Source organism: Pseudomonas sp. Larv2_ips (assembly GCF_963879675.1).
Taxonomy (GTDB): domain Bacteria; phylum Pseudomonadota; class Gammaproteobacteria; order Pseudomonadales; family Pseudomonadaceae; genus Aquipseudomonas.
This window is the reverse complement of sequence record NZ_CAWOAW010000006.1, coordinates 330,343-352,538: the sequence shown is the minus strand read 5'-3', so window position 1 is coordinate 352,538 and position 22,196 is coordinate 330,343. Positions and strand designations below refer to the sequence as shown.

Genomic DNA, 22,196 nt, shown 5'->3' with positions numbered 1-22,196 from the left:
CAGGGTTCGAATGGGCGCCAGTGTAGCGAATCTAAAGCAGACGGGGGTGAGACCAATCGGCCACTTCCTCAGCAATCAAGGGCTGGGCCGCCCATGGCCCTTGGACGAACGAGCAACCATTGGCTTTCAGCCATTGCGCCTGTTCGAGTGTTTCCACGCCCTCGGCGATCACTAACACATCAAAATGCCCGCACAACTGGATGATGCTGCGCGCCATCGCGGCGTCCCGCACCGAACCCGGTAGACGCGCCACCAATTGCGGGTCCAGCTTCAACGTATCGAACTCCAGGTCACGCAGATGGGCCAGCGAACACTGGCCCAACCCGAAGTCATCCAGGGCGATACGCACGCCGATCCGCCGCAACAACTTGAGCTGCTTGTTGGTTTCATCAAGGTTGCTCATCAGGCTGTCTTCACTGATTTCCACCTCCAGCTGCCGCGCCTGCAACCCATGTCGCTCGAGGACCTGCTGCAGTTGGCCGGCCAGGTTGGGCATGTTGAACTGACTGCTGCTCAGGCTCACGCTCAGCACCAGTTCTTCATCGAAGCTGGTTTGCCAGGCCTGACGTTGGGCGGCGACCTGCTGGTAGATCCAGGCGCTCAACTGGCTGATCAGTCGCGCCTCTTCAAGCAACGGCAAAAACAAGCCCGGCGGCACATCGCCGACGCTCGGGTGCTGCCAGCGCAACAACGCCTCGACGCCACGCAAGCGCCCGTCCTCCAGCGAGACCTGGGGCTGGTACACCAAGGTGAAATCCTTGTTTTGAATCGCGGTACGCACGCTGTCTTCAAGCATCAGACGCGAGCGGGCGCGGCCGTTCATTTCCTGATCGTAATAGCGATATTGCTGACGCCCCGCACGCTTGGCTTCGTACATGGCGATGTCGGCCGCGCGCAGCAGGCCATTGAGGTCCGAGCCGCAGTCCGGGAAGGTCGCAATGCCAATGCTGACGCCAAGCATCACGTCCAAACCGTCGACCTGCTGACACACCGACACGCGTTCGATCAGTTTTTCCGAAATCTTCGCCGCCTGTTCCGGGAATTCCAGCTCCACCAATGCGGTGAACTCATCCCCGCCCATGCGCCCAAGAATGTCGTAGGAACGCAGACACGCCTGCATTTGCTCGGAAACCCAGCGCAGCACCCGGTCTCCCGCGTCGTGGCCCAACGAATCGTTGACCCGCTTGAAGCCGTCGAGGTCCAGGTAGAGCAGCACCAGCGATTGCTCGGTTCGCTCGCTGCGCAGCAACGTGTTTTCCACTGCCTGGTGGAAGCCGCGCCGGTTCAGCAGGCCGGTCAACGGGTCGGTCACCGCCTGGAACTCCAACTGCTGGTGCAGATGGCGCACCTCGGACATGTCCAGCACCGTCACGACCATGGCCTTCTGCTCGGCGGGTAACGGCGCGCAGGACAACGCCACCGGCACCTGCTGGCCGCGACTGGTGCGCAAAATGGCGTCGTGCTGGCGCCATGTCTCACCTTTGCGATACGCCTCGTACATCGCGAACCCCAGCCAGGCGGGCACATGGGGCTTTTGCAGGAAGCTCAAAAAGCTTTCGCCCTGCAACTCGGCCATCGTCGCATTCAGCAACCGCGAAATGGCCGGGTTGGCGTACTGGATCACACTGCCCTCGCCCACCACCAGGATGCCCTCGGCGGCGTTGTCGAGCACCGAGGCGTTAAAGGCGCGCGCGGACTCCAGGTCATGGCTCAGGCGCTGCAAGGCACGGCGGTTGCGCTGGTGTTCCAGCAACGCCTGCACCTTGGGCTTGAGAATGTGTGGGTCGAAGGGTTTGAACAGGTAATCAATGGCGCCGCTGGCATAGCCTTCCAATACAGAGGCAGGCGACTGGGCATGGGCGGTCAGGAAGATAATTGGCGTCATGCGCGTGCGTTGGCTGCCACGCATCAGGCGCGCAACCTCAAAGCCATCCATGCCGGGCATGCGCACATCCAGCAAGACCAGGTCGACTTCGTGCGCGAGCAGTAACTCCAACGCTTCCAGCCCGGAAGCCGCGGTCATCACGTGCCAATCTTCACGCTGCAAAAGCGCACGCATGCTGATGAGGTTTTCCGGGTAGTCATCAACCACCAGAAGAACCGAACTACCATCGCCGGGGTGTGGAGCGCAATCCATGCTACGTCTCTTCCTTGAAGGGCTGTACCGGTCACTTCTGATATAAAAACCGGACAAACACTGAGGCCTCACTCTAGCCCCGGTTCTAAAAAAGCAGAAGTGACGCGGGTGCCATCATTGCGCCAAAGCTCAGGAAGCCGACTAACGGTCAAGCGCTACAGCCCACGCCCCATGGGAAACATGGCTTTTTGGCACTCCTCTGACGCCAATAAATTGCCAGCAATTGTTTAACAACCGGACGATCACCGCCTATAAAGAACGTGAATGGCCCCCGGGCCAAAGCCTCACCTCTGTAAAAAGGCCAACACCATGATCGACCTTTCCACCTGGAACCTGAGCATTCCGGTCGGCTCGCCGCCCACGACCATCGACACTCCGAAACTGCTTAGCGGCTTCAAGGACCAATATTTCCAGGCCGAAGGCAGCGACGTGCAATTCTGGACACCCGTGACCGGCACGCGCACAGAAAACGCCGTCTACCCGCGCAGCGAATTGCGCGAAACCTATGCCGACGGGCGTCTGCGTAACTGGACTTACCCCGACGCCGACAATTTTCTGCGCGCCACCCTGGCCGTCAACCAGGTGCCCTCGAGCGGCAAAGTAGTCATCGGTCAGATCCACGCCTACGACAGCCAGAAACCCCTGATCAAGCTCGAATATCAATTCAAGGAAAAAACCCAGACCGGCAACATTGTCGCCAAAGTGCGCATGCGCCCGGACGAGGATGAAGGCCGCGTGATTATCGTGGCCTCCAATGTGCCGCTGGAGAAGAGTTTCACCTACGTGATCAACCTCAATAAAGCCGGGCTGCTGACCGTCGAGGCCGCTGACGGCCAGTGGAATGAGCGCATTGGTGCCGCGTGGGGCGCCAAACCGCTGTATTTCAAGGCCGGCGCGTATGTGCAGGACAACAGTGGCAACAGCAAGGAAGGCGCACGGGTGACGTTTGCGAAGCTGGATATTGATCACGAATGAGTGCCGCCTGATTTCAAGCAGGCCTGGCCCTACGACTCCACGGATTATTCGCGTTTAAGCACGCCGCTGATCCCTGTGGGAGCCGGGCTTGCCCGCCATGGCGGACTGTCAGCCAACCCATTCGGTCACTGACACGCCGCGTCGCGGGCAAGCCCGGCACCCACAGGCAATCTGCATTGGCAGGGCAACCCTGCGGCGAATCAGCTCGGCGCAACGCACAAGGGTCAAATCCCGGCCACAAAAAAGCCCGCATCGCTGCGGGCTTTTTGTTTAAACGCCTGAGGCTCAGTTCACCTTGGCGTTCAACTCACCTTTCAGGTAACGCTGGTACATCGCTTCCAGGGAGATCGGCTTGATCTTCGAAGCATTACCGGCCGTACCGAACGCTTCGTAACGAGCGATACACACGTCACGCATCGCGGTCACAGTGGCACCGAAGAATTTACGTGGGTCAAATTCGCTCGGGTTGGTGGCCATCAGGCGACGCATCGCACCGGTGGACGCCAGGCGCAGGTCGGTGTCGATGTTGACCTTGCGCACGCCGTACTTGATGCCTTCAACGATTTCTTCAACCGGCACGCCGTAGGTCTCTTTGATGTCGCCACCGTACTGGTTGATGATCGCCAGCCACTCTTGCGGCACCGAGGAAGAACCGTGCATCACCAGGTGGGTGTTAGGGATGCGTTTGTGGATTTCCTTGATGCGGTCGATCGCCAGCACGTCGCCGGTAGGCGGCTTGGTGAACTTGTAAGCGCCGTGGCTGGTGCCGATGGCGATGGCCAGGGCATCCACTTGGGTCTTTTTCACGAAGTCAGCGGCTTCTTCCGGGTCGGTCAGCATCTGGCTGTGATCCAGCACGCCTTCAGCGCCGATGCCGTCTTCTTCGCCGGCCATGCCGGTTTCCAACGAACCCAGGCAGCCCAGCTCGCCTTCAACCGAAACGCCGCAGGCGTGAGCCATGGCCACGGTTTGTTGGGTCACGCGTACGTTGTACTCGTAGTCAGTTGGGGTCTTGCCGTCTTCGCCGAGGGAGCCGTCCATCATCACCGAGCTGAAGCCCAGTTGGATGGAGCGCTGGCACACGTCAGGGCTGGTGCCGTGGTCCTGGTGCATGCACACCGGGATGTGCGGGAATTCTTCGATGGCGGCCAGGATCAGGTGACGCAGGAAAGGGGCACCGGCGTATTTGCGGGCACCGGCCGAAGCCTGAACGATCACTGGGGAGTCGGTCTTGTCAGCGGCTTCCATGATGGCGCGCATCTGCTCAAGGTTGTTGACGTTAAAGGCTGGGACGCCGTAGCCGAACTCGGCTGCGTGGTCCAGCATTTGACGCATGCTGATAAGTGCCATTGTGTTGTCTCTCCCGATCGTGGGTCGTTAATCGTGCAAGCCTGCCGTAGCGGCGGCTGCTATTCAAGTTATTGCAGATCAAGGGGTTAAGGCTTGGCCTGCTGAATCGTTATTGCAGTGACGGACCTGACACAAGCTCCAATTTGAAACCCGATCAATGTGAGAGCTGGCTTGCCTGCGATGGCGATTTGTCTGTCGACATCTTCGGTAACTGACCCACCGTCATCGCGGGCAAGCCCACTCCCACATTTGATTTTCATTGGGCTCACTACTGGGCCTTGCAGCCTCGCCCAATCAAATCATCGGTGGCGACCCAGTAAATCAGGCCTTCCTCACCTTTTTGGTGAAACGCCAACTGGTCGTTGCTGTACAGCACGCCCGAGGCAGCAACGTCCTGTTTAAGACGATAAACCTGGTCGGAACCGCCGAGGCGTACATCCACCTCGGAACGCGCCTGGTTGGCAAAGCGCCAGTTGACCTCGGCCTTGCTGTCGCACGTCCAGGTGGTCCACTTGTCGGCCGGCTCTGCCTTGTTGAACATGTTCATGCTGCTGCAGCCGGCCAACAAGGCCAGGGCTGCCAGGGCGAAAACGCCTTTCATTGCCAATCCTCGAACGGCGACCCAAAAGGTCGCCAAAGCTGTCGGTTAGTTGATCAGACCCGTCAAGGGCAACCCTGTTCCTGACCGTTGGGCGCGGCGTCGTATTGCTCAAGCCGCTCGTTGCCGATGCGCTTGTTGATCACCGGCATGGTTTCGGCTTGCCAGTCAGCCTGGTAGCAGCTCTTTTTCTGCGTAGGCGCAGGCTCTGCAGCGGCAGGCTTCGCGCTTGGCGTGCTGCCGCAGCCAGCCAACAGGCCGGCTGCAATCACCAGTGCCAACGACTTGATCATGGGAATACTCCTTTTCCGGATCACGAGCCTTAGCCTTTGGCTCGAGTTTCCAGCACTTCAACGGCCGGCAGCACTTTGCCTTCGACGAATTCGAGGAACGCGCCGCCACCGGTAGAAATGTAGGAGATCTGGTCAGCAACGCCATATTTATCGATGGCCGCCAAGGTATCGCCACCGCCGGCGATGGAGAATGCCGAGCTTTCAGCAATGGCGTGGGCCAGTACTTTGGTGCCGTTGCCGAACTGGTCGAACTCGAACACGCCGACCGGGCCGTTCCACAAAATAGTCTTGGACGACTTCAGCAGTTCAGCGAAGTTGGCTGCGGTTTGCGGGCCGATGTCCAGGATCATGTCGTCGGCGGCCACGTCAGCGATGAGCTTGACGGTGGCTTCGGCGCTTTCAGCGAACTCCTTGGCCACGACTACGTCCACCGGCAGCGGCACGCTGACTTTGGCCGCGATGGCGCGCGCGGTGTCGAGCAGGTCCGGCTCGTACAGGGACTTGCCCACCGGGTGGCCGGCTGCGGCCAGGAAGGTGTTGGCAATGCCGCCGCCGACGATCAACTGGTTGCAGATCTGGCTCAGGCTGTTGAGCACGTCGAGCTTGGTGGAGACTTTGGAACCGGCCACGATGGCCGCCATTGGCTGCGCCGGAGCGCCCAGGGCCTTGCCCAGTGCATCCAGTTCTGCGGCCAGCAGCGGGCCGGCGGCGGCGACTTTGGCGAACTTGGCCACGCCATGGGTCGAACCCTCGGCGCGGTGCGCGGTGCCGAAGGCGTCCATCACGAACACGTCGCACAGGGCCGCGTATTGCTGGGCCAGTTCGTCGCTGTTCTTTTTCTCGCCTTTGTTGAAGCGCACGTTTTCGAACAGCACGATGTCGCCTGGCTTGACGTCAACGCCGCCCAGGTAGTCAGCCACCAGCGGCACGTCGCGGCCCAGGGCCTTGCTCAGGTAGTCGGCTACCGGCTTGAGGCTGTTTTCGGCGGAGAACTCACCTTCGGTCGGACGACCCAGGTGGGAGCAGACCATCACGGCCGCGCCTTTTTCCAGGGCCAGCTTGATGGTCGGCAGCGAGGCCAGGATTCGCGCATCGCTGGTGACAACACCGTCCTTGACTGGGACGTTGAGGTCTTCGCGAATCAGTACGCGCTTACCTTGCAGATCGAGGTCGGTCATCTTCAACACGGTCATGGGTCGCAGTTCCTGAATTACTGTTGAGGTTGTGTGGAGGCGATGTGCAGATAATGTTCGGCAACATCCAGCATTCGGTTGGCAAACCCCCATTCGTTGTCGAACCAAGCCAGGATGTTCACCAGCCTGGGGCCGGAAACGCGGGTCTGGCTGGCATCGACAATCGCCGAATGCGGGTCATGGTTGAAATCGCAACTGGCATGCGGCAACTCGGTGTAGGCCAGCAAACCCTTGAGCGGGCCGCTGGTGGCGGCGTCGCGCAGAATCCGGTTGACCTCCGTCGCGTCAGTGTCGCTGACAGTCTGCATGGTGATGTCCAGGCAAGACACGTTCACCGTTGGCACCCGTACGGCTTTGGCTTGAATTCGCCCGGCAAGTTCCGGTAACAATCTTTCGATACCTCGCGCCAGGCCGGTAGACACCGGAATCACTGACTGGAAGGCCGAACGCGTGCGGCGCAGGTCTTCGTGGTGATAGGCGTCGATGACCGGCTGGTCGTTCATCGCCGAGTGAATCGTGGTGATCGACACATAATCCAGGCCAATCGCCTGATCCAGCAGGCGCAACAGCGGCACGCTGCAGTTGGTGGTGCAGGAGGCGTTAGACACCAGCAGCTCATTGCCGGTCAGGCAATCCTGGTTGATGCCGTAGACGATGGTGGCGTCGACATCCGCCTCGCTGGCCATCGGCTGGGAAAACAGCACACGCGGTGCGCCGGCGTCGAGAAAACGCTGGCCATCGGCACGGGTGTGGTAAGCACCGGAGCATTCCAACACCAGGTCGACGCCCAGCGCCGCCCAGTCGATGCCCTCGGGGGTGGCACTGCGCAGGACTTTCACGCAGTCGCCATTGATATGCAGACAGTCGCCTTCAACGCGCACTTCGCCGGGAAACCGGCCATGGGTGGAGTCAAAGCGTGTCAGGTATTCGATACTGGCCATGTCGGCCAAATCGTTGATCGCGACAATTTCAAACCCGGCCGCCGCCCCTCGCTCAAACAGAGCACGCAAGACGCAACGACCAATGCGGCCGTAGCCGTTGAGTGCAACTTTGTAGGGACGCGGTTGGGGCATGGGGTTCTCGATCAATGTTAGTTCGGTGTTGAATGCTCTGACGCTATCGCGGGCAAGCCCGCTCCCACATTAGACCGCGATCCAAATGTGGGAGCGGGCTTGCCCGCGATAGCGCCAGTGCAGACAACGCAGACTGACTTAGTCTTCCAGCAGCTCTTCAGCCTGACCCAGGATGTTTTCCAGGGTGAAACCGAACTCTTCGAACAACGCTGGCGCCGGCGCCGACTCACCATAGGTGGTCATGCCGATCACGCGGCCTTCCAGGCCCACGTACTTGTACCAGTAGTCGGCGTGAGCCGCTTCGATGGCAATACGCGCGCTGACCTGCAACGGCAGAACCGATTGCTTGTAGTCGGCGTCCTGGGCTTCGAACAGGCTGGTGCACGGCATGGACACAACGCGCACGTTGCGGCCCTGGGCCGTCAGCTTGTCGTAGGCCTGAACGGTCAGGCCGACTTCGGAACCGGTGGAAATCAGGATCAGCTCCGGCTCGCCAACGCAGTCCTTGAGCACGTAGCCACCACGGCTGATCGCAGCGATCTGCGCGTCGGTACGCACTTGGTGCTGCAGGTTCTGACGCGAGAAGATCAGTGCCGAAGGGCCGTCCTTACGCTCAATGGCGTGTTTCCAGGCCACGGCAGATTCGACCGCGTCGGCTGGGCGCCAGCAATCCAGGTTCGGTGTGGTACGCAGGCTGGTCAGTTGCTCGACCGGCTGGTGCGTCGGGCCGTCTTCGCCCAAACCGATGGAGTCGTGGGTGTACACATGGATCACACGCTTTTTCATCAGCGCGGCCATACGTACGGCGTTGCGCGCGTATTCCATGAACATCAGGAAGGTTGCGCCGTAAGGCACCAGGCCGCCGTGCAGGGACACGCCGTTCATGATGGCGCTCATGCCGAACTCGCGCACGCCGTAGTACATGTAGTTGCCGCTGGCGTCTTCGGCCGAGACACCTTTGCAACCTTTCCACAGGGTCAGGTTGGAACCGGCCAGGTCAGCCGAACCGCCGAGGATCTCAGGCAGCAACGGGCCAAAGGCGTTCAGGGTGTTCTGGCTGGCTTTACGGCTGGCGATGGTCTCGCCCTTGGCCGCCACTTCGGCGATGTAGGCCGAGGCTTTTTCCGAGAAGTCGGCAGGCAGGTCACCGGCCAGGCGGCGTACCAGTTCGTTGGCCAACTCAGGGAATTCGGCGGAGTAGGCCGCAAAACGCTGGTCCCACTCGGCTTCGGTCGCCAGGCCTTTTTCCTTGGCGTTCCACTCGGCATAGATGTCAGCCGGGATTTCGAACGGGCCGTGGTTCCACTTCAGCGCTTCACGGGTCAGGGCGATTTCCGCGTCACCCAGTGGGGCGCCGTGGCAGTCTTCTTTACCTTGCTTGTTCGGCGAGCCGAAACCAATGGTGGTCTTGCAGCAGATCAGGGTCGGCTGCTCGCTCTTGCGGGCGGTGTCGATGGCGGTCTTGATCTCTTCCGGATCGTGGCCGTCGACGTTACGGATCACTTGCCAGTTGTAGGCTTCGAAACGCTTCGGAGTGTCATCGGTGAACCAGCCTTCGACTTCGCCGTCGATGGAGATGCCGTTGTCATCGTAGAAGGCAATCAGCTTGCCCAGGCCCAGGGTACCGGCCAGGGAAGCCACTTCGTGGGAAATGCCTTCCATCATGCAGCCATCACCCAGGAACACATAGGTGTGGTGATCGACGATGTTGTGACCAGGGCGGTTGAACTGCGCGCTCAGGACTTTTTCAGCGAGTGCGAAGCCAACAGCATTGGCCAGGCCCTGGCCCAGCGGACCGGTGGTGGTCTCGACGCCTGGGGTGTAGCCGAATTCCGGGTGACCCGGGGTGCGGCTGTGCAGTTGGCGGAAGCTCTTGAGGTCATCGATGGTGACGTCGTAGCCGGTCAGGTGCAGCAGCGAATAGATCAGCATCGAGCCATGGCCGTTGGACAGCACGAAGCGGTCACGGTCGGCGAACGACGGGTTGCTCGGATTGTGTTTCAGGTAGTCACGCCAAAGTACCTCGGCGATATCCGCCATGCCCATCGGGGCACCGGGATGGCCGCTGTTGGCTTTTTGCACGGCATCCATGCTGAGGGCACGAATGGCGTTGGCACGCTCACGACGGCTGGGCATCGCTGATCTCCTGGGGTTGCTTAAAAGAAACGGAAAAAAGGATCGGCATTTTCCCTCAGCCACCGCCTGCGGGCAATCACAGATAGTCACTTGAGGTGTTTTTCCTGCGGTTTGCCCGCTAATCGCTTGCAGAAAAGCCTGACCGCTTCGTCTAAAGGTTATAGCGGCTGCTTATAACTACCGATTATCGACCAATATCAAAACTTTTTGATATTGGCCTTGCGGGGATATCCACCCGTCACTAGACTGCTGGCCTTATGAACCTACCCGTGCCCTCCCTGCGTCCTGACGACGGCGATGAACTGGCAGCCTTGTGCAAGGCAGCTGGTGATCCGTTACGCCTGAACGTATTGCGCGCACTGGCCAACGACTCTTTCGGCGTACTGGAACTGGCGCAGATCTTCGCCATTGGCCAGTCCGGCATGAGCCACCATTTGAAGGTCCTGGCCCAGGCTGACCTGGTGGCCACCCGCCGCGAGGGCAATGCGATTTTTTACCGCCGCGCCCTGCCCCACACCGAGCTGCTCGGCGGCAAACTGCACGCCGCGCTGCTGGAAGAGGTGGACAGCTTGAGCTTGCCCGGCGACGTGCAGTCGCGCATCAGCCAAGTTCACGGACAACGCGCTGCCGCCAGCCAGGATTTTTTCTCACGGGTCGCCGAGAAGTTTCGCGCCCAACAAGACCTGATTGCCGGCTTGCCGCAATACCGCGAAAGCGTACTGGCGCTGTTGGACAAACTGGGCTTCAGTCATTCGGCCACGGCGCTGGAAGTCGGCCCTGGCGATGGCGGTTTCCTGCCGGAGCTGGCGCGCCGCTTCAAGCAGGTGACAGCGCTGGACAACAGCCCGGCGATGCTCGAACTGGCGCGCCAGTTGTGCGAGCGCGAGGCGCTGGGCAATGTCAGCCTGCAGCTGGCGGACGCGTTGAACGACACAAACCTGCGGGCCGATTGCGTGGTGTTGAACATGGTCTTGCACCATTTCGCCGCCCCCGCCGACGCCCTCAAGCAGATGGCAAATTTGCTGCAACCCGGCGGTAGCCTGCTGGTCACAGATTTATGCAGCCACAACCAGAATTGGGCCAAGGAGGCCTGCGGTGATCTCTGGTTGGGTTTTGAACAGGACGATCTGGCCCGTTGGGCCACCGCTGCGGGACTCGTTCCCGGGGAAAGCCTCTATGTAGGTTTACGTAATGGTTTCCAGATTCAGGTCCGCCATTTTCAGCGGCCGGCTGGCGACACTCACCATCGGTAAATATCAGGAAAACATCGAGATGAGCGAATACTCCCTTTTCACCTCCGAGTCCGTGTCTGAAGGGCATCCGGACAAAATCGCCGACCAGATTTCTGATGCGGTGCTGGACGCCATCATTGCTGAAGACAAGTTCGCCCGTGTGGCGTGCGAGACTCTGGTGAAAACGGGCGTGGCGATCATCGCCGGTGAAGTCACCACCACCGCGTGGGTCGATCTGGAACAGATCGTGCGCGACGTTATCACCAAGATTGGCTACAACAGCTCCGACGTCGGCTTCGACGGCGCGACCTGCGGCGTGATGAACATCATCGGCAAGCAGTCGCCCGACATCAACCAGGGCGTGGACCGCGCCAAGCCTGAAGATCAGGGCGCTGGCGACCAGGGCCTGATGTTCGGCTACGCCAGCAACGAAACCGAGGTGCTGATGCCGGCGCCGATCACCTTCTCGCACCAGCTGGTGCAGCGTCAGGCCGAGGCCCGCAAAAACGGCCTGCTGCCGTGGCTGCGTCCGGATGCCAAGTCCCAGGTGACCTGCCGTTACGAAGGCGGCAAAGTCGTGGGTATCGACGCCGTTGTACTGTCGACCCAGCACAACCCGGACGTGTCCTACGCCGACCTGCGCGAAGGCGTGATGGAGCTGATCGTCAAGCACGTGCTGCCGGCCGAACTGCTGACCAAGGACACCCAGTTCCACATCAACCCGACTGGCCAGTTCATCATCGGTGGCCCGGTGGGCGACTGCGGCCTGACCGGCCGCAAGATCATCGTCGACAGCTACGGCGGCATGGCCCGTCACGGCGGCGGCGCGTTCTCGGGCAAAGACCCGTCCAAGGTTGACCGTTCGGCGGCCTACGCCGGTCGTTATGTGGCCAAGAACATCGTCGCGGCCGGCCTGGCCGAGCGTTGCGAGATCCAGGTTTCCTACGCTATCGGTGTAGCCCAGCCTACGTCGATCTCGCTGAATACCTTCGGCACCGGCAAGATCAGCGACGACAAAATCGTCAAGCTGGTGCGCGAGATCTTCGACCTGCGTCCATACGCGATCACCACCATGCTTGACCTGCTGCACCCGATGTACCAGGAAACTGCAGCCTACGGCCACTTCGGCCGTACCCCTGCGCAGAAGACTGTCGGCGACGACACCTTCACCACGTTCACCTGGGAAAAAACCGACCGCGCCAACGACCTGCGCACCGCCGCCGGCCTGTAAGCACGCGCTGCCCCAAAAGCCCCGCCGGGTTCGCCGGCGGGGCTTTTTATTGCCTGCGCAACAGGCATTACACATTTGGCGCCCTGAGTACCCGACTGGGCGACAAACCCGGCGACTGCCAGCCGCACGCCAAAGACCGGCAAAGCAAAATTGACGTGGCGCAGGCCAAGAACGACGTGCTGAGCGTGAAGGCTTTTTAAAGCCGCACGAGAGCAGGTCAACAAAGGTTGTAACAAACTGGCCGAGTCTTAAGCCCAAGTCGACGCCAGGCAGCAAACACAGGAAGCCAAGATGAATAAGAACGACGCGGTGAAAGCGTTGGGCGGCCTGTTCAAGTAATTCGAAACACCCGGTAAAAAGCCCCGCGCTGTCGGGGCTTTTTTGTGGCCGCCTGGATCACTTAGGCTGGGCGCCCCTTCCGAGCAAGGATGCTCATGATGCGTTTATTGATTGCTCTGTTACTCAGTGCCTTGCCCTTTCTGGTGTGGGCAGAAGACTGTCCCGAGGACGCCCGATCACAGGTCGGCGCGCTGGCCAGGCAGATCACGCTGTGGGATGACAGCTACCACCGGCTCGGCCAATCCCCGGTGAGCGATGAACTCTACGATCAGGCGCGCCACCGCCTGGACCACTGGCGAACGTGTTTCCCCAAAAACGGCCTGACGGCTGACAAGCCACTCGCGAGTTCGCGGGGCACGCGGCCTCACCCGGTCGCGCATACCGGCCTTGAAAAGTTACTGGATGAGCAGGCTGTCGACGAATGGCTCAGGACGCGGCAAGACGTATGGATTCAACCCAAGGTCGATGGTGTCGCGGTGACGCTGGTCTATCGCCAGGGCCGATTGAGCCGGCTTATCAGCCGGGGTGACGGACGCCTCGGCCAGGATTGGTCGACTGCCGCACGCCGGATCCCCGGCATTGTCCAGCAACTGCCGGAGCCCATCGACCTGGTGCTGCAAGGCGAACTCTATTGGCGCCTCGACGCTCATGTGCAAGCGACACAGGGCGGGCTGAATGCTCGCAGCAAGATGGCCGGGTTGATGAACCGCCTTCAGTTGAGCGACACCGATGCCGCGGGGATCGGGCTCTTTGTCTGGGCCTGGCCTGACGGCCCGACCGACTTCAACGAGCGCCTGACCACCCTCTCACGCTGGGGCTTCACCGATAGCCATCGCTACAGCCAGCGCATTCAAAACATTGCTGAAGCCTCACACTGGCGCAGCTACTGGTACAACCATCCCCTGCCGTTTGCCAGCGATGGCGTGGTATTGCACCAGGCTGTGCATGCGCCCGGCAAACGCTGGCAAGCCAGCGCTCCCTACTGGGCGGTCGCCTGGAAATACCCGGCCGCCAAGGCGCTCGCGCTGGTGCGTAACGTGCGGTTCAACATCGGCCGCACCGGGCGTATTACGCCCATTCTTGAGCTGGAGCCGGTACGGCTGGATGACCGGCACATCCACCGCGTGAGCGTCGGCTCCCTGAAACGCTGGCAAGTGCTGGATATTCGCCCCGGCGATCAGGTGTCCATCAGCCTTGCCGGCCATGTTATCCCCCGCTTGGAGCACGTGATCCTGCGCAACGAGAACAGGGTGGAAGTACGAGTGCCCGATGCGCGTAATTTTCACGCCTTGAGCTGTTGGCAACTGGACCCTGGTTGCGAGGAGCAATTGCTGGCCCGCCTGACCTGGCTGAGCGGCAACCAAGGCCTGGCCATGCCGCATATTGGCCGCGAAACCTGGAACATATTGATCCAGGCCGGTCTAATCGCCGGCATTCTCGATTGGTTGACCCTGGATGCGGCAGAGCTTGCTAACATTGACGGCTTCGGCGAACGCAGCCGCGCGCGGGTGCTCGATAGCATTCAAAACGCTCGGCAACGTCCCTTTGCACAATGGCTCAAAGCCTTGGGTGTACCGCCCTCGGCACGTAACGACCTGGACGGCGGCTGGCAGACCCTGGCCGCCAGAGACACCCAGGCCTGGCTGGCCACCGATGGCATCGGCCCGGGCCGCGCAGCGCAATTGAGCGCCTTTTTTCGCGACCCGCAAGTACAGGCGTTGGCTCAGACACTCCGCGAGGCGGGGATAGACGGGTTCTAACCTGGCCCGACCATTTTTTAACCAACGGCAGAATTCATCCTGCCATTTGATTGCACCCTGGAGCCTTTATGAAATTTCTTGCCCCTTTTGCCTTGTTAACGGTTGCAAGCTTCATGGCGACACCCCTGCTGGCCGCTGAAGAGGTGCCGGAACTCACCGGCTGCGCCGCCAAGCGCCAAGCCATCAGCGCTCAGATCGAACAAGCCAAGGCACACGGCAACAGCCAACAACAGGCTGGCCTGGAAAAAGCCCTGAGCGAAGTCACCGCCAACTGCACCGACGCATCCCTGAGGAAAGAACGCGAAAACAAGGTGCTCGACGCCAAGCACGAAGTCAGCCGCCGTCAGGCCGACCTCGACAAGGCGATGAAAAAGGGTGACGCAGACAAGATCAACAAGCGTAAGGACAAGTTGGCGCAATCACGCAAAGAGCTGCAGGACGCTGTTGAAGAACTCGACCAGTAAACCCGGTCAGTGATCCCGAAACTGTTTATGGCAAGCCGTGCAGGCATCTTCGACTTTCTGCACCGCAGGCCCCAGGTTGCTGGCTTTGTAAGGCTGCACCTGGCTGGCGATCACCAGTTCACCGGTGGCCGTTTCAAGGTTTCGGGCCAACGCCTGGAACCGTGCCTGCTGTTGCCACACGCTGTCCTTGGCGCTGGTGTGATCTTCTTCGCGCACACTCGGGAAATGCTTCCACGGTTCGTGGGACAACGCGTCAAGCTTGACCGCGCCTTCGGCGAACTTCGCGCCATCGAAAGGGATGCGCCCACGCAACATGCCGCCCAGGTCTTCGCCGGTCTTGAGCATTTGCTTGAAGATTGCCTTGCGCTGACCCAGGGGTGAATTCGGATCAACACCGCCACAAGCGGATAACGTCAGGCAGGCCAGCAATACAACGGTCAGTCTTTTAAAAGTCATGATGGCTTCAGGTCACGGGAACGGCGGCCAGTATCCTCGCCCCGCCCGTAAAGACCAATAGCCCTATTAATAATAAGGGTTGCCCAAACGCGCTGCGGCGCGGGCAATCGCTTCAGGAAGTGTTTGTATGAATGTCACCTTGAAACCCTGGACCCGCCGCCTGGCGTGGGCTCTGCCGATCATTGCACTGCTGGCCGGCTGCGATGGCAACAAAGACGCCGGCAAAGATGAAACCGTTAAACCCCATGCCGTCGCCACGTATGTGAGTGCACCGTGGGAAGCCTTGCCGGCTGTTTCCGACAGCGACCTGCTGGCCGGGTTTGAGTCCTGGCGCAGCGCCTGCCAACGCCTGAAAGCCGACCCGATCTGGGGTGCGACCTGCGCAGCAGCGACCAGCGTGCCGGGCAACGCCCCGGCGGTGCGCAGCTTTCTCAAGGAGCGCCTGGACGTGTTCGGCCTGCGCTCGGCCGACAACACGCCGAACGGCCTGATCACCGGCTACTACGAACCGGTCTACCCCGGCAGTCTGACCGAAACCGCCACTGCCCATGTGCCGGTGTACGGGGTGCCGGATGACCTGATCATCGTCAACCTGGAAAGCATCTACCCGGAACTCAAGGGCAAGCGCCTGCGCGGCCGCCTCGAAGGGCGTGTGCTCAAGCCATATGACGACGCCAGCACCATCAACGGCCAGGGCTCCACCGCCAAGCCGATTGCCTGGCTGACCAACCCGATGGACCTGCAGTTCTTGCAGATTCAGGGCTCGGGCCGCATTCAACTCGCCGGCGGGCGCCAACTGCGTGTGGGGTATGGCGACCAGAACGGTTACCCGTACCGCCCGATCGGCCGTTGGCTGGTGGAGCAAGGCGAGCTGAAAAAAGAAGACGTGACCATGGGCGCCATCAGCGCCTGGGCCAAGGCTAACCCGCAACGTATTCCACAACTGCTGGCGAGCAACCCCAGCTACGTGTTTTTCAGCGCGCGTCCGGACAGCAATGAAGGCCCGCGCGGCTCACTGAATGTGCCGCTGACGGCTGGCTACAGCGTGGCGGTGGATCGCAAGGTGATTCCGCTGGGCAGCCTGTTATGGCTGTCGACCACCAAACCTGACGGCTCGCCCATTGCCCGGCCCGTGGCCGCACAGGACACCGGCGGTGCAATCACCGGCGAAGTGCGCGCAGACTTGTTCTGGGGCACCGGTGATGCAGCGGGCGAGTTGGCGGGGAATATGAAGCAGCAGGGCCAGATCTGGATGTTGTGGCCCAAAGGCGCAGCGTTGCCACACGTACCGGATGCACCTGCCGGTACCTGAGTGCTACTGACAGGCGCGACTCATGGTGCTGGGCACGCGTGTGTGGCGAGCGGGCTGGTGTGACTAGCAGACCTAATGTGGCGAGCGGGATTGATGTGGCGAGCGGGCTTGCCCCGCGTTGGGCTGCGAAGCGGCCCTAAAAATACACACCGCGTTCTTTCTGAAAGAACTCGGCGCTTTTAACGGGGCCGCTTCGCGCCCCAACGCGGGGCAAGCCCGCTCGCCACCACAAGCCCGCTCGCACACCCATTCCGCTCGGCACGACAAACGGGCTCGGCACAACAAGCCAGGTCACACGAGAAATTGCATCAGGCCTTAGATCGAGACAAAAAAGAAACTCGCAATCAATGCCATGCCCAATGCCCAGACCAGCGAACGCAGCATCGCCCAGTCCGCCAGGTAGCAAATGATGTACAGCAGCCGACTGGTGATAAACAGCACCGCCAGCACATTGATAGTCACCAGTGACGCCGTGCCGGCCAAGTGCGCAATGATCACTGCCGCCGCAAACGCCGGCGTCACTTCAAAGCTGTTGAGTTGCGCACTGTGAGCGCGCTTGGCGAACCCATCGAGGGTGTCCAGGAAAGCCCGAGGGTCATGGTTCTGCCGAGGCCCGAACTTGCCGCCGCTGAACTTGGCCACACCCGTGCACAGATAAGGCAGGAAAATTGCGATCAACACACACCAGAAAGCCACCGTCATCACTGATTCCTTTTGTAGTTTTAGCCAGCGGTTAGAGTTTTAGCACTAAAAATGCCACACCGCACTTAACCGCTATGAACCGCGCCACCGCCAAAGGTTCTACCGGCCTTTTGCCCCATGGCCTGCAACATCCCGCCACTGCTGCGGTCCATCCACCCATTAACCAACGCACACTCCACCTTCCAAGGACCCCGGATGCTTGAACTTGTCGCCGCCTTCATTTGCCTCACCACCCTGCTCACGTATGTGAACTTCCGTTTTATCGGCCTGCCGCCCACCATCGGCGTGATGGTCACCGCCCTGCTGTTCTCACTGATCCTGCAAGGCCTGAGCTTCATCGGTTACCCAGGCCTGGAGGAGCGTATTCAGCAATTGATCGGCCAGATCGACTTTGGCGATCTGTTGATGAACTGGATGCTTTCGTTCCTGCTGTTCGCCGGCGCCTTGCACGTCAACCTGAATGACTTGCGCAGTTATCGCTGGCCCATCGGTCTGTTGGCAACCTTTGGCGTGTTGATTGCCACCGTGGTTATCGGCAGCCTGGCGTTTTACATTTTTGCCCTGTTTGGCTGGCACGTGAGCTTCCTCTACTGCCTGCTGTTCGGCGCGCTGATCTCGCCCACCGACCCGATTGCGGTGCTGGGCGTGCTGCGAACGGCCAACGCATCGAAACCGCTGAAAACCACCATCGTCGGCGAATCGCTGTTCAATGACGGCACCGCGGTCGTGGTGTTTACCGTGCTGTTGGGCATCGCGCAGTTGGGTGAAACGCCAACCGTCGGCGCCACGGCCATGCTGTTCGCCCATGAAGCGATTGGCGGCGTGGTGTTCGGCGGGCTGATCGGCTACCTGGTGTACTTGATGATCAAAAGCATCGAGCAGCACCAGATTGAGGTCATGCTGACCTTGGCGCTGGTGATCGGCGGCTCGGCGCTGGCCACCGAACTGCACGTCTCGGCACCGATTGCGATGGTGGTTGCCGGCCTGATCATCGGCAACCTGGGCCGCAAGCTGGCGATGAACGACATGACCCGACGCTACCTGGACGGTTTCTGGGAATTGCTCGATGACATGCTCAACGCCCTGCTGTTCGCGTTGATCGGCATGGAGCTGTTGCTGTTGCCGTTCAACTGGCTGCACGTATTGGCGGCCAGTTTGCTGGCGGTGGCGATCCTGCTTTCGCGCCTGCTGACCGTGGCCCCGGCGATCCTGTTGCTGCGCCGCTGGCGCACCGTACCGCGCGGCACTATCCGTATCCTTACCTGGGGCGGCCTGCGTGGCGGGGTGTCGGTAGCATTGGCACTGGCCTTGCCGTTGGGGCCGGAGCGCGACTTGTTGCTGAGCATCACCTACATCGTGGTGCTGTCGTCGATCCTGCTGCAGGGTTTGAGCATCGGCAAGCTGGTCAAACACGTGACCAAGGATGAACCGGCTCCGCAGGCCGAGACCCACTGATGGACACGGGCGGCGAGCTGACTTCGCCGCCCGCATTACGGTCAGAGGGTCTGCACAATGATCTGGCTTTTCAGGTCATTGAACATCGCCTCGATCATCGGCTGCATCGCCTTGAACCAAGCAGGGCTGCACACCGCTTCGGGATGACTGAACGCCAGGGTGCGGGAAACCAGTACGGTGTTGCCGCTGCGCTCATAACGGGCGTCGTAGGTAACATCCGCGCCCTTAAGCGAAACGGTCTTGGGCACCGCCAGAATATTCACCCCTTCGGGAAACTCGAAGCGGGCCTTTTCAATACTCTGGTTGGCGAAACAGCTGAAGTTCTGCAGCCGCTCCTTTTCCACCGACAGGGCCTGCACGTCCTGAGCAATATTGCTGCCCAGCCGACTGAGGGCCGGCACGCCGATTGGCCCCGGTAAGTTGACGAGGTTTTCCGTGCGCCCGGCCAACGTGGTGTTGAAGCCGGACGCATCCCCGTCGAGTGCATCTGTTTGCAGCGCACCGCTGCCCATCAGGCCATGGCTGCGTAGCGTTTTCTGAATGATCTGCTCACGCTCCGTCGGCGGCAGCGACCTGATACCAAAACGCATCGCTTCCGTGCGCCAACCTTCGGCCAGAGACGTTTGGGTAAAATCCGCCGCGCCCGTGTCATCGATCTTGAACACCAACTCACTGGACAACTTGCCAGCTTGAGTGGCCGGGGTACGCGCCATCTCGCCGGTGCACGTCAACAACACTAGCTTGTCCAGGTCCTGCAGCGGCAGGTAACCGGCGGCGATGAAACGGGCGGTAGAGTCCAGGTACAGGTCAAGGCTGGGCACATAGGTGATCACATGGTTGATCACACGTAACGCGGCCACCGTGGGCAAGGTGTAGGCATTGCCCAGGTTGATCAGCGCCGGCGAGCTGTCGATGGCCACGGCCTTTAGCATGGCTTCGAGCAAGGCCACATGGTCCTTGCAGTCGCCGTAACGGTTATCCAGCACGGACTGCGCCGAGTGTGGCACCACGCCGCCGGCATCGATGTACACCGCCACATAACGGATGTTCTTGCGCACCCAGTCACTGAGCGCCAGGGCTTTGGCCCGAGGCGTCGGCTGGTCGGCCGTGAGCGTGTGCGCCAACTCAGTGATGTGCGGCGTCACCTCGACCTGGGCCCGTGCCTGGTACGCTTTGGCCAGGTCTTGGTAGTTTGCAAAGGTCGAAACGGCGAGGATTTGGCCATAGTCGGTGTAGGCCACAGCACTCTGCTCAGGTCGGAGTTTGTCAACCGGCACATAGTCCCAACGGTAGACCTTGCGCCCGGCCGTGGCATGCGCAGGGGCCGCCTTGAAACCCCGAGCCTCGGCATACAAGGGTTTGTCGGCCGGCAGGTCATAGGTCAGGCTGTAATCCTGGGTCTGGCTCAGGCTCGGCGTGGCGAAGTCAGTGAACTCGCCAGGGAATAACGCCGTCTTGCGCGTTCGTGTATAGCGCAGGCTCAGACGATCCCCTACCGCCACCTCAGGAAAAATCACAACTTTGACCCGTGAGTCCTGAAACATCGGGGCATTCGCCGACGCCTGCTCCTGTTGCTCCCTGATCTGCGGCGCGGTGACCCTCACTTTGCGCCCGTCGGGCTTGAGCGTGAAGGCTTCGACAATCTCCAGGCTGTCCAGCGAGCGGTTGTAACTGACCGCCTGCTGGGCACTGAACCTGATGGCTCGCTCTTCGTTGATCAACGTGACCTTATCGGCCTGCAGCACATAACTGCCGTCGGCGTTGATCACGTAGTGTTGAGTATTCTTTTCGATGGTCACCGAGCGATCCGCCGCATCGTCCCTGGCCTGCGCCATGCCGAACACGCCCAGCGCCACGATCAGCGCGCACCCATTGCGCACCCGTAAAAAAGGGGAAGCCCGCATAAAGATCCTTCTTTCATGAATGGAAAGCCGCGCAGCGACTTTGCCATTCATTTATGACGAATCGGCTTACCGCTCTTTGTTGACCTGCTGGGGGTGGCGCGGGTCTGCGGTCTCGCCCGGTAAACTGTTTTCGCTGCGAATCTGTGCGTGGCTGATCAGCGCAAAGATGAAACTGCCGCCGATGATGTTGCCCGCCAGCGTCGGCCCGGCGAACACCAGCCAGAAATCCTTCCACGGCAGTTCGCCCGCAAACACAAGGTACGAGACTTCGGCCGACCCGACGACGATATGGGTGAAGTCACCCAGCGCCATCAGGTAGGTAATCAGGATGATGATGAACATTTTCGCGCTTTCCATGGACGGGATCATCCACACCATGGTGGCGATCATCCAGCCGGAAATAATGCCCTTCGCGAACATCTGGCCGGGGTCGTTTTCCATGACTTTGCGACCGATTTCGAGGAAGGCCATGTCGGTCTTGGTGTCGAAGATCGGCAAATGCAGCATCACATACGCCACCAGCAAGGTGCCGCACAGGTTGCCCACCAGCACCACTGTCCACAGGCGCAGCAAGCGTCCGGCGTTGGCCAGGGTTGGCTTGCTCATCACCGGCAGCACGGCCGTCAGGGTGTTTTCGGTAAACAACTGCTGACGGGCGAGGATCACCGCCAGGAAACCTGCGCAGTACCCGAAACTGGCGATCACTTTGAACCCTTCGCCGTCCGGAAGCCGCGAATTGAGCAGGCCCATGCCCATCAACGACAGGCCCATGGTCAGGCCGGCGGCCAGCGCCGACCACCACAATGCGGCCACGGTGCGTTCCAGTTCCTGATCGCCCTGGGTGCGGATAATTTCATGCAGAACCGCCGCGCGGGGCGGCTGGTTCTTGTCGACGTCGTGCTGTTCTTCCTGCGACAGGTTAGGGGTCTTGCCGTCTGCTTGCGTAGCCATGGTGATACCTGAACGGGGGGCGTTGTTCAGGTACGACCTTTGACCTATCAATAGCGTTCACTGGCCAGCGGCAGGATTAGTCCTTGATGCCGTCTTCCTGGAACTGGTCCTTCACGTACTTGATCTCAGTGCGACCGTGGGGCGCCGGCAAGCCGTCTTCGCCGAGGTTGACGAAGACCATTTTTTCTACGGTCAGGATGCTTTTGCGCGTGATCTTGTTGCGCACTTCGCAGGTCAGGGTGATCGAGGTGCGGCCGAACTCGGTGGCGGTGATGCCCAGCTCGATGATGTCGCCCTGGCGCGAGGCGCTGACGAAGTTGATTTCGGAGATGTATTTGGTCACCACGCGCTGGTTGCCCAATTGCACAATCGCGTAAATGGCCGCTTCTTCGTCGATCCAGCGCAGCAGGCTGCCGCCGAACAGGGTGCCGTTGGGGTTGAGGTCTTCGGGTTTTACCCATTTGCGGGTGTGGAAGTTCATGGTCACTCCAAAGCGTATTGCGAAATGATGGGCAACATCATGGCAGAGCCCAGGCCCAAGCTCTATGAGCCATTGCCTATCAAGCCCATGAGCGATCTTCATATGCCCGACAGAAAGGCTTGGGAAGTCTGGCGCACACAGCTATAATCGCCAC

19 protein-coding genes and 1 pseudogene are annotated in these 22,196 nt (G+C 60.5%); 8 read left to right on the top strand and 12 right to left on the bottom strand.

The features are described from left to right. Positions 1-31: 31 nt before the first annotated feature. Positions 32-2,137 carry a putative bifunctional diguanylate cyclase/phosphodiesterase gene (locus tag AACV02_RS03005; protein WP_106575622.1) on the bottom strand — a complete coding sequence of 702 codons (2,106 nt, stop codon included), beginning with the start codon at positions 2,135-2,137 and terminating at the stop codon, positions 32-34. Between the two features lie 309 nt (positions 2,138-2,446). Between AACV02_RS03005 and AACV02_RS03000 the strand changes: the two genes are divergently transcribed. Continuing rightward, positions 2,447-3,112 (top strand): polysaccharide lyase family 7 protein, encoded by a 666-nt coding sequence (locus AACV02_RS03000; RefSeq protein ID WP_106576070.1) that lies wholly within the window; start codon positions 2,447-2,449, stop codon positions 3,110-3,112. A 285-nt stretch (positions 3,113-3,397) separates the two neighbouring features. On the opposite strand, the gene fba is transcribed toward AACV02_RS03000, so the two are convergent. The 6 genes from fba to tkt form a co-directional block, all read right to left on the bottom strand. After that, positions 3,398-4,462: a class II fructose-bisphosphate aldolase gene (fba, locus tag AACV02_RS02995; RefSeq protein WP_003177554.1), complete on the bottom strand. Its 1,065-nt coding sequence runs from the start codon at positions 4,460-4,462 to the stop codon at positions 3,398-3,400. Positions 4,463-4,730: 268 nt separating this feature from the next. Continuing rightward, entirely contained in the window at positions 4,731-5,063 is a 333-nt protein-coding gene (locus tag AACV02_RS02990) for an MliC family protein (RefSeq protein ID WP_119737525.1), read from the bottom strand. Positions 5,064-5,125: 62 nt separating this feature from the next. Further along, a complete protein-coding gene (locus AACV02_RS02985) occupies positions 5,126-5,353 on the bottom strand; it encodes a hypothetical protein (protein ID WP_106575624.1) in 228 nt (75 codons plus the stop codon). Positions 5,354-5,382: 29 nt separating this feature from the next. After that, on the bottom strand, positions 5,383-6,546 hold the full coding sequence (locus AACV02_RS02980; protein WP_106575625.1) for a phosphoglycerate kinase: 1,164 nt from the start codon (positions 6,544-6,546) through the stop codon (positions 5,383-5,385). A gap of 17 nt (positions 6,547-6,563) precedes the next feature. Beyond that, positions 6,564-7,619, bottom strand: coding sequence for an erythrose-4-phosphate dehydrogenase (gene epd, locus AACV02_RS02975; RefSeq protein WP_106575626.1), 1,056 nt, complete (start codon positions 7,617-7,619; stop codon positions 6,564-6,566). A gap of 138 nt (positions 7,620-7,757) precedes the next feature. Continuing rightward, positions 7,758-9,755 carry a transketolase gene (gene tkt, locus AACV02_RS02970; RefSeq protein WP_119737524.1) on the bottom strand — a complete coding sequence of 666 codons (1,998 nt, stop codon included), beginning with the start codon at positions 9,753-9,755 and terminating at the stop codon, positions 7,758-7,760. Between the two features lie 257 nt (positions 9,756-10,012). Here tkt and AACV02_RS02965 point away from each other — a divergent pair, with 257 nt between their 5' ends. From AACV02_RS02965 to AACV02_RS02945, 5 genes and pseudogenes are all read left to right on the top strand, one after another. Beyond that, entirely contained in the window at positions 10,013-11,008 is a 996-nt protein-coding gene (locus AACV02_RS02965; protein ID WP_119737523.1) for an ArsR/SmtB family transcription factor, read from the top strand. Between the two features lie 19 nt (positions 11,009-11,027). Then, positions 11,028-12,218: a methionine adenosyltransferase gene (gene metK / locus AACV02_RS02960; protein ID WP_099234792.1), complete on the top strand. Its 1,191-nt coding sequence runs from the start codon at positions 11,028-11,030 to the stop codon at positions 12,216-12,218. Positions 12,219-12,295: 77 nt separating this feature from the next. After that, positions 12,296-12,557 (top strand): annotated as a pseudogene (locus AACV02_RS02955) (hypothetical protein); the annotation flags it as partial. Between the two features lie 95 nt (positions 12,558-12,652). Then, the gene (gene ligB, locus AACV02_RS02950; protein WP_119737521.1) at positions 12,653-14,317 is read left to right on the top strand and encodes an NAD-dependent DNA ligase LigB; all 1,665 of its coding nucleotides are present in this window, start codon (positions 12,653-12,655) and stop codon (positions 14,315-14,317) included. Positions 14,318-14,385: 68 nt separating this feature from the next. After that, positions 14,386-14,781 (top strand): DUF1090 domain-containing protein, encoded by a 396-nt coding sequence (locus AACV02_RS02945; RefSeq protein ID WP_106575630.1) that lies wholly within the window; start codon positions 14,386-14,388, stop codon positions 14,779-14,781. Positions 14,782-14,787: 6 nt separating this feature from the next. Here the strand turns inward: AACV02_RS02945 and AACV02_RS02940 are convergent, their stop codons facing one another. Beyond that, complete coding sequence (locus AACV02_RS02940) at positions 14,788-15,237, bottom strand: c-type cytochrome (RefSeq protein ID WP_106575631.1); 450 nt, start codon at positions 15,235-15,237, stop codon at positions 14,788-14,790. Positions 15,238-15,364: 127 nt separating this feature from the next. Here AACV02_RS02940 and mltA point away from each other — a divergent pair, with 127 nt between their 5' ends. Continuing rightward, positions 15,365-16,549 carry a murein transglycosylase A gene (gene mltA / locus AACV02_RS02935; protein ID WP_119737519.1) on the top strand — a complete coding sequence of 395 codons (1,185 nt, stop codon included), beginning with the start codon at positions 15,365-15,367 and terminating at the stop codon, positions 16,547-16,549. A 315-nt stretch (positions 16,550-16,864) separates the two neighbouring features. Here mltA and AACV02_RS02930 read toward each other — a convergent pair whose 3' ends face one another. Continuing rightward, a complete protein-coding gene (locus AACV02_RS02930) occupies positions 16,865-17,251 on the bottom strand; it encodes an MAPEG family protein (RefSeq protein WP_106575634.1) in 387 nt (128 codons plus the stop codon). Positions 17,252-17,446: 195 nt separating this feature from the next. Here AACV02_RS02930 and AACV02_RS02925 point away from each other — a divergent pair, with 195 nt between their 5' ends. Beyond that, positions 17,447-18,706, top strand: coding sequence for a cation:proton antiporter (locus AACV02_RS02925; protein WP_106575635.1), 1,260 nt, complete (start codon positions 17,447-17,449; stop codon positions 18,704-18,706). Between the two features lie 41 nt (positions 18,707-18,747). Here AACV02_RS02925 and AACV02_RS02920 read toward each other — a convergent pair whose 3' ends face one another. The 3 genes from AACV02_RS02920 to AACV02_RS02910 all read right to left on the bottom strand — a co-directional run bounded on the left by AACV02_RS02920 (position 18,748) and on the right by AACV02_RS02910 (position 22,042). After that, positions 18,748-20,610 carry a DUF3857 domain-containing transglutaminase family protein gene (locus tag AACV02_RS02920; protein WP_119737517.1) on the bottom strand — a complete coding sequence of 621 codons (1,863 nt, stop codon included), beginning with the start codon at positions 20,608-20,610 and terminating at the stop codon, positions 18,748-18,750. 66 nt (positions 20,611-20,676) lie between these two features. Beyond that, positions 20,677-21,561 (bottom strand): formate/nitrite transporter family protein, encoded by an 885-nt coding sequence (locus AACV02_RS02915; protein ID WP_106575637.1) that lies wholly within the window; start codon positions 21,559-21,561, stop codon positions 20,677-20,679. A 76-nt stretch (positions 21,562-21,637) separates the two neighbouring features. Then, positions 21,638-22,042 (bottom strand): acyl-CoA thioesterase, encoded by a 405-nt coding sequence (locus AACV02_RS02910; RefSeq protein ID WP_064454506.1) that lies wholly within the window; start codon positions 22,040-22,042, stop codon positions 21,638-21,640. Between the last annotated feature and the right edge of the window lie 154 nt (positions 22,043-22,196).

Coding starts and splice junctions, on each gene's coding strand:
- AACV02_RS03005 (WP_106575622.1), bottom strand. CDS start 2,137: ATGGATTGCGCTCCACACCCCGGCGATGGTAGTTCGGTTCTTCTGGTG.
- AACV02_RS03000 (WP_106576070.1), top strand. CDS start 2,447: ATGATCGACCTTTCCACCTGGAACCTGAGCATTCCGGTCGGCTCGCCG.
- fba (WP_003177554.1), bottom strand. CDS start 4,462: ATGGCACTTATCAGCATGCGTCAAATGCTGGACCACGCAGCCGAGTTC.
- AACV02_RS02990 (WP_119737525.1), bottom strand. CDS start 5,063: ATGAAAGGCGTTTTCGCCCTGGCAGCCCTGGCCTTGTTGGCCGGCTGC.
- AACV02_RS02985 (WP_106575624.1), bottom strand. CDS start 5,353: ATGATCAAGTCGTTGGCACTGGTGATTGCAGCCGGCCTGTTGGCTGGC.
- AACV02_RS02980 (WP_106575625.1), bottom strand. CDS start 6,546: ATGACCGTGTTGAAGATGACCGACCTCGATCTGCAAGGTAAGCGCGTA.
- epd (WP_106575626.1), bottom strand. CDS start 7,619: ATGCCCCAACCGCGTCCCTACAAAGTTGCACTCAACGGCTACGGCCGC.
- tkt (WP_119737524.1), bottom strand. CDS start 9,755: ATGCCCAGCCGTCGTGAGCGTGCCAACGCCATTCGTGCCCTCAGCATG.
- AACV02_RS02965 (WP_119737523.1), top strand. CDS start 10,013: ATGAACCTACCCGTGCCCTCCCTGCGTCCTGACGACGGCGATGAACTG.
- metK (WP_099234792.1), top strand. CDS start 11,028: ATGAGCGAATACTCCCTTTTCACCTCCGAGTCCGTGTCTGAAGGGCAT.
- ligB (WP_119737521.1), top strand. CDS start 12,653: ATGATGCGTTTATTGATTGCTCTGTTACTCAGTGCCTTGCCCTTTCTG.
- AACV02_RS02945 (WP_106575630.1), top strand. CDS start 14,386: ATGAAATTTCTTGCCCCTTTTGCCTTGTTAACGGTTGCAAGCTTCATG.
- AACV02_RS02940 (WP_106575631.1), bottom strand. CDS start 15,237: ATGACTTTTAAAAGACTGACCGTTGTATTGCTGGCCTGCCTGACGTTA.
- mltA (WP_119737519.1), top strand. CDS start 15,365: ATGAATGTCACCTTGAAACCCTGGACCCGCCGCCTGGCGTGGGCTCTG.
- AACV02_RS02930 (WP_106575634.1), bottom strand. CDS start 17,251: ATGACGGTGGCTTTCTGGTGTGTGTTGATCGCAATTTTCCTGCCTTAT.
- AACV02_RS02925 (WP_106575635.1), top strand. CDS start 17,447: ATGCTTGAACTTGTCGCCGCCTTCATTTGCCTCACCACCCTGCTCACG.
- AACV02_RS02920 (WP_119737517.1), bottom strand. CDS start 20,610: ATGCGGGCTTCCCCTTTTTTACGGGTGCGCAATGGGTGCGCGCTGATC.
- AACV02_RS02915 (WP_106575637.1), bottom strand. CDS start 21,561: ATGGCTACGCAAGCAGACGGCAAGACCCCTAACCTGTCGCAGGAAGAA.
- AACV02_RS02910 (WP_064454506.1), bottom strand. CDS start 22,042: ATGAACTTCCACACCCGCAAATGGGTAAAACCCGAAGACCTCAACCCC.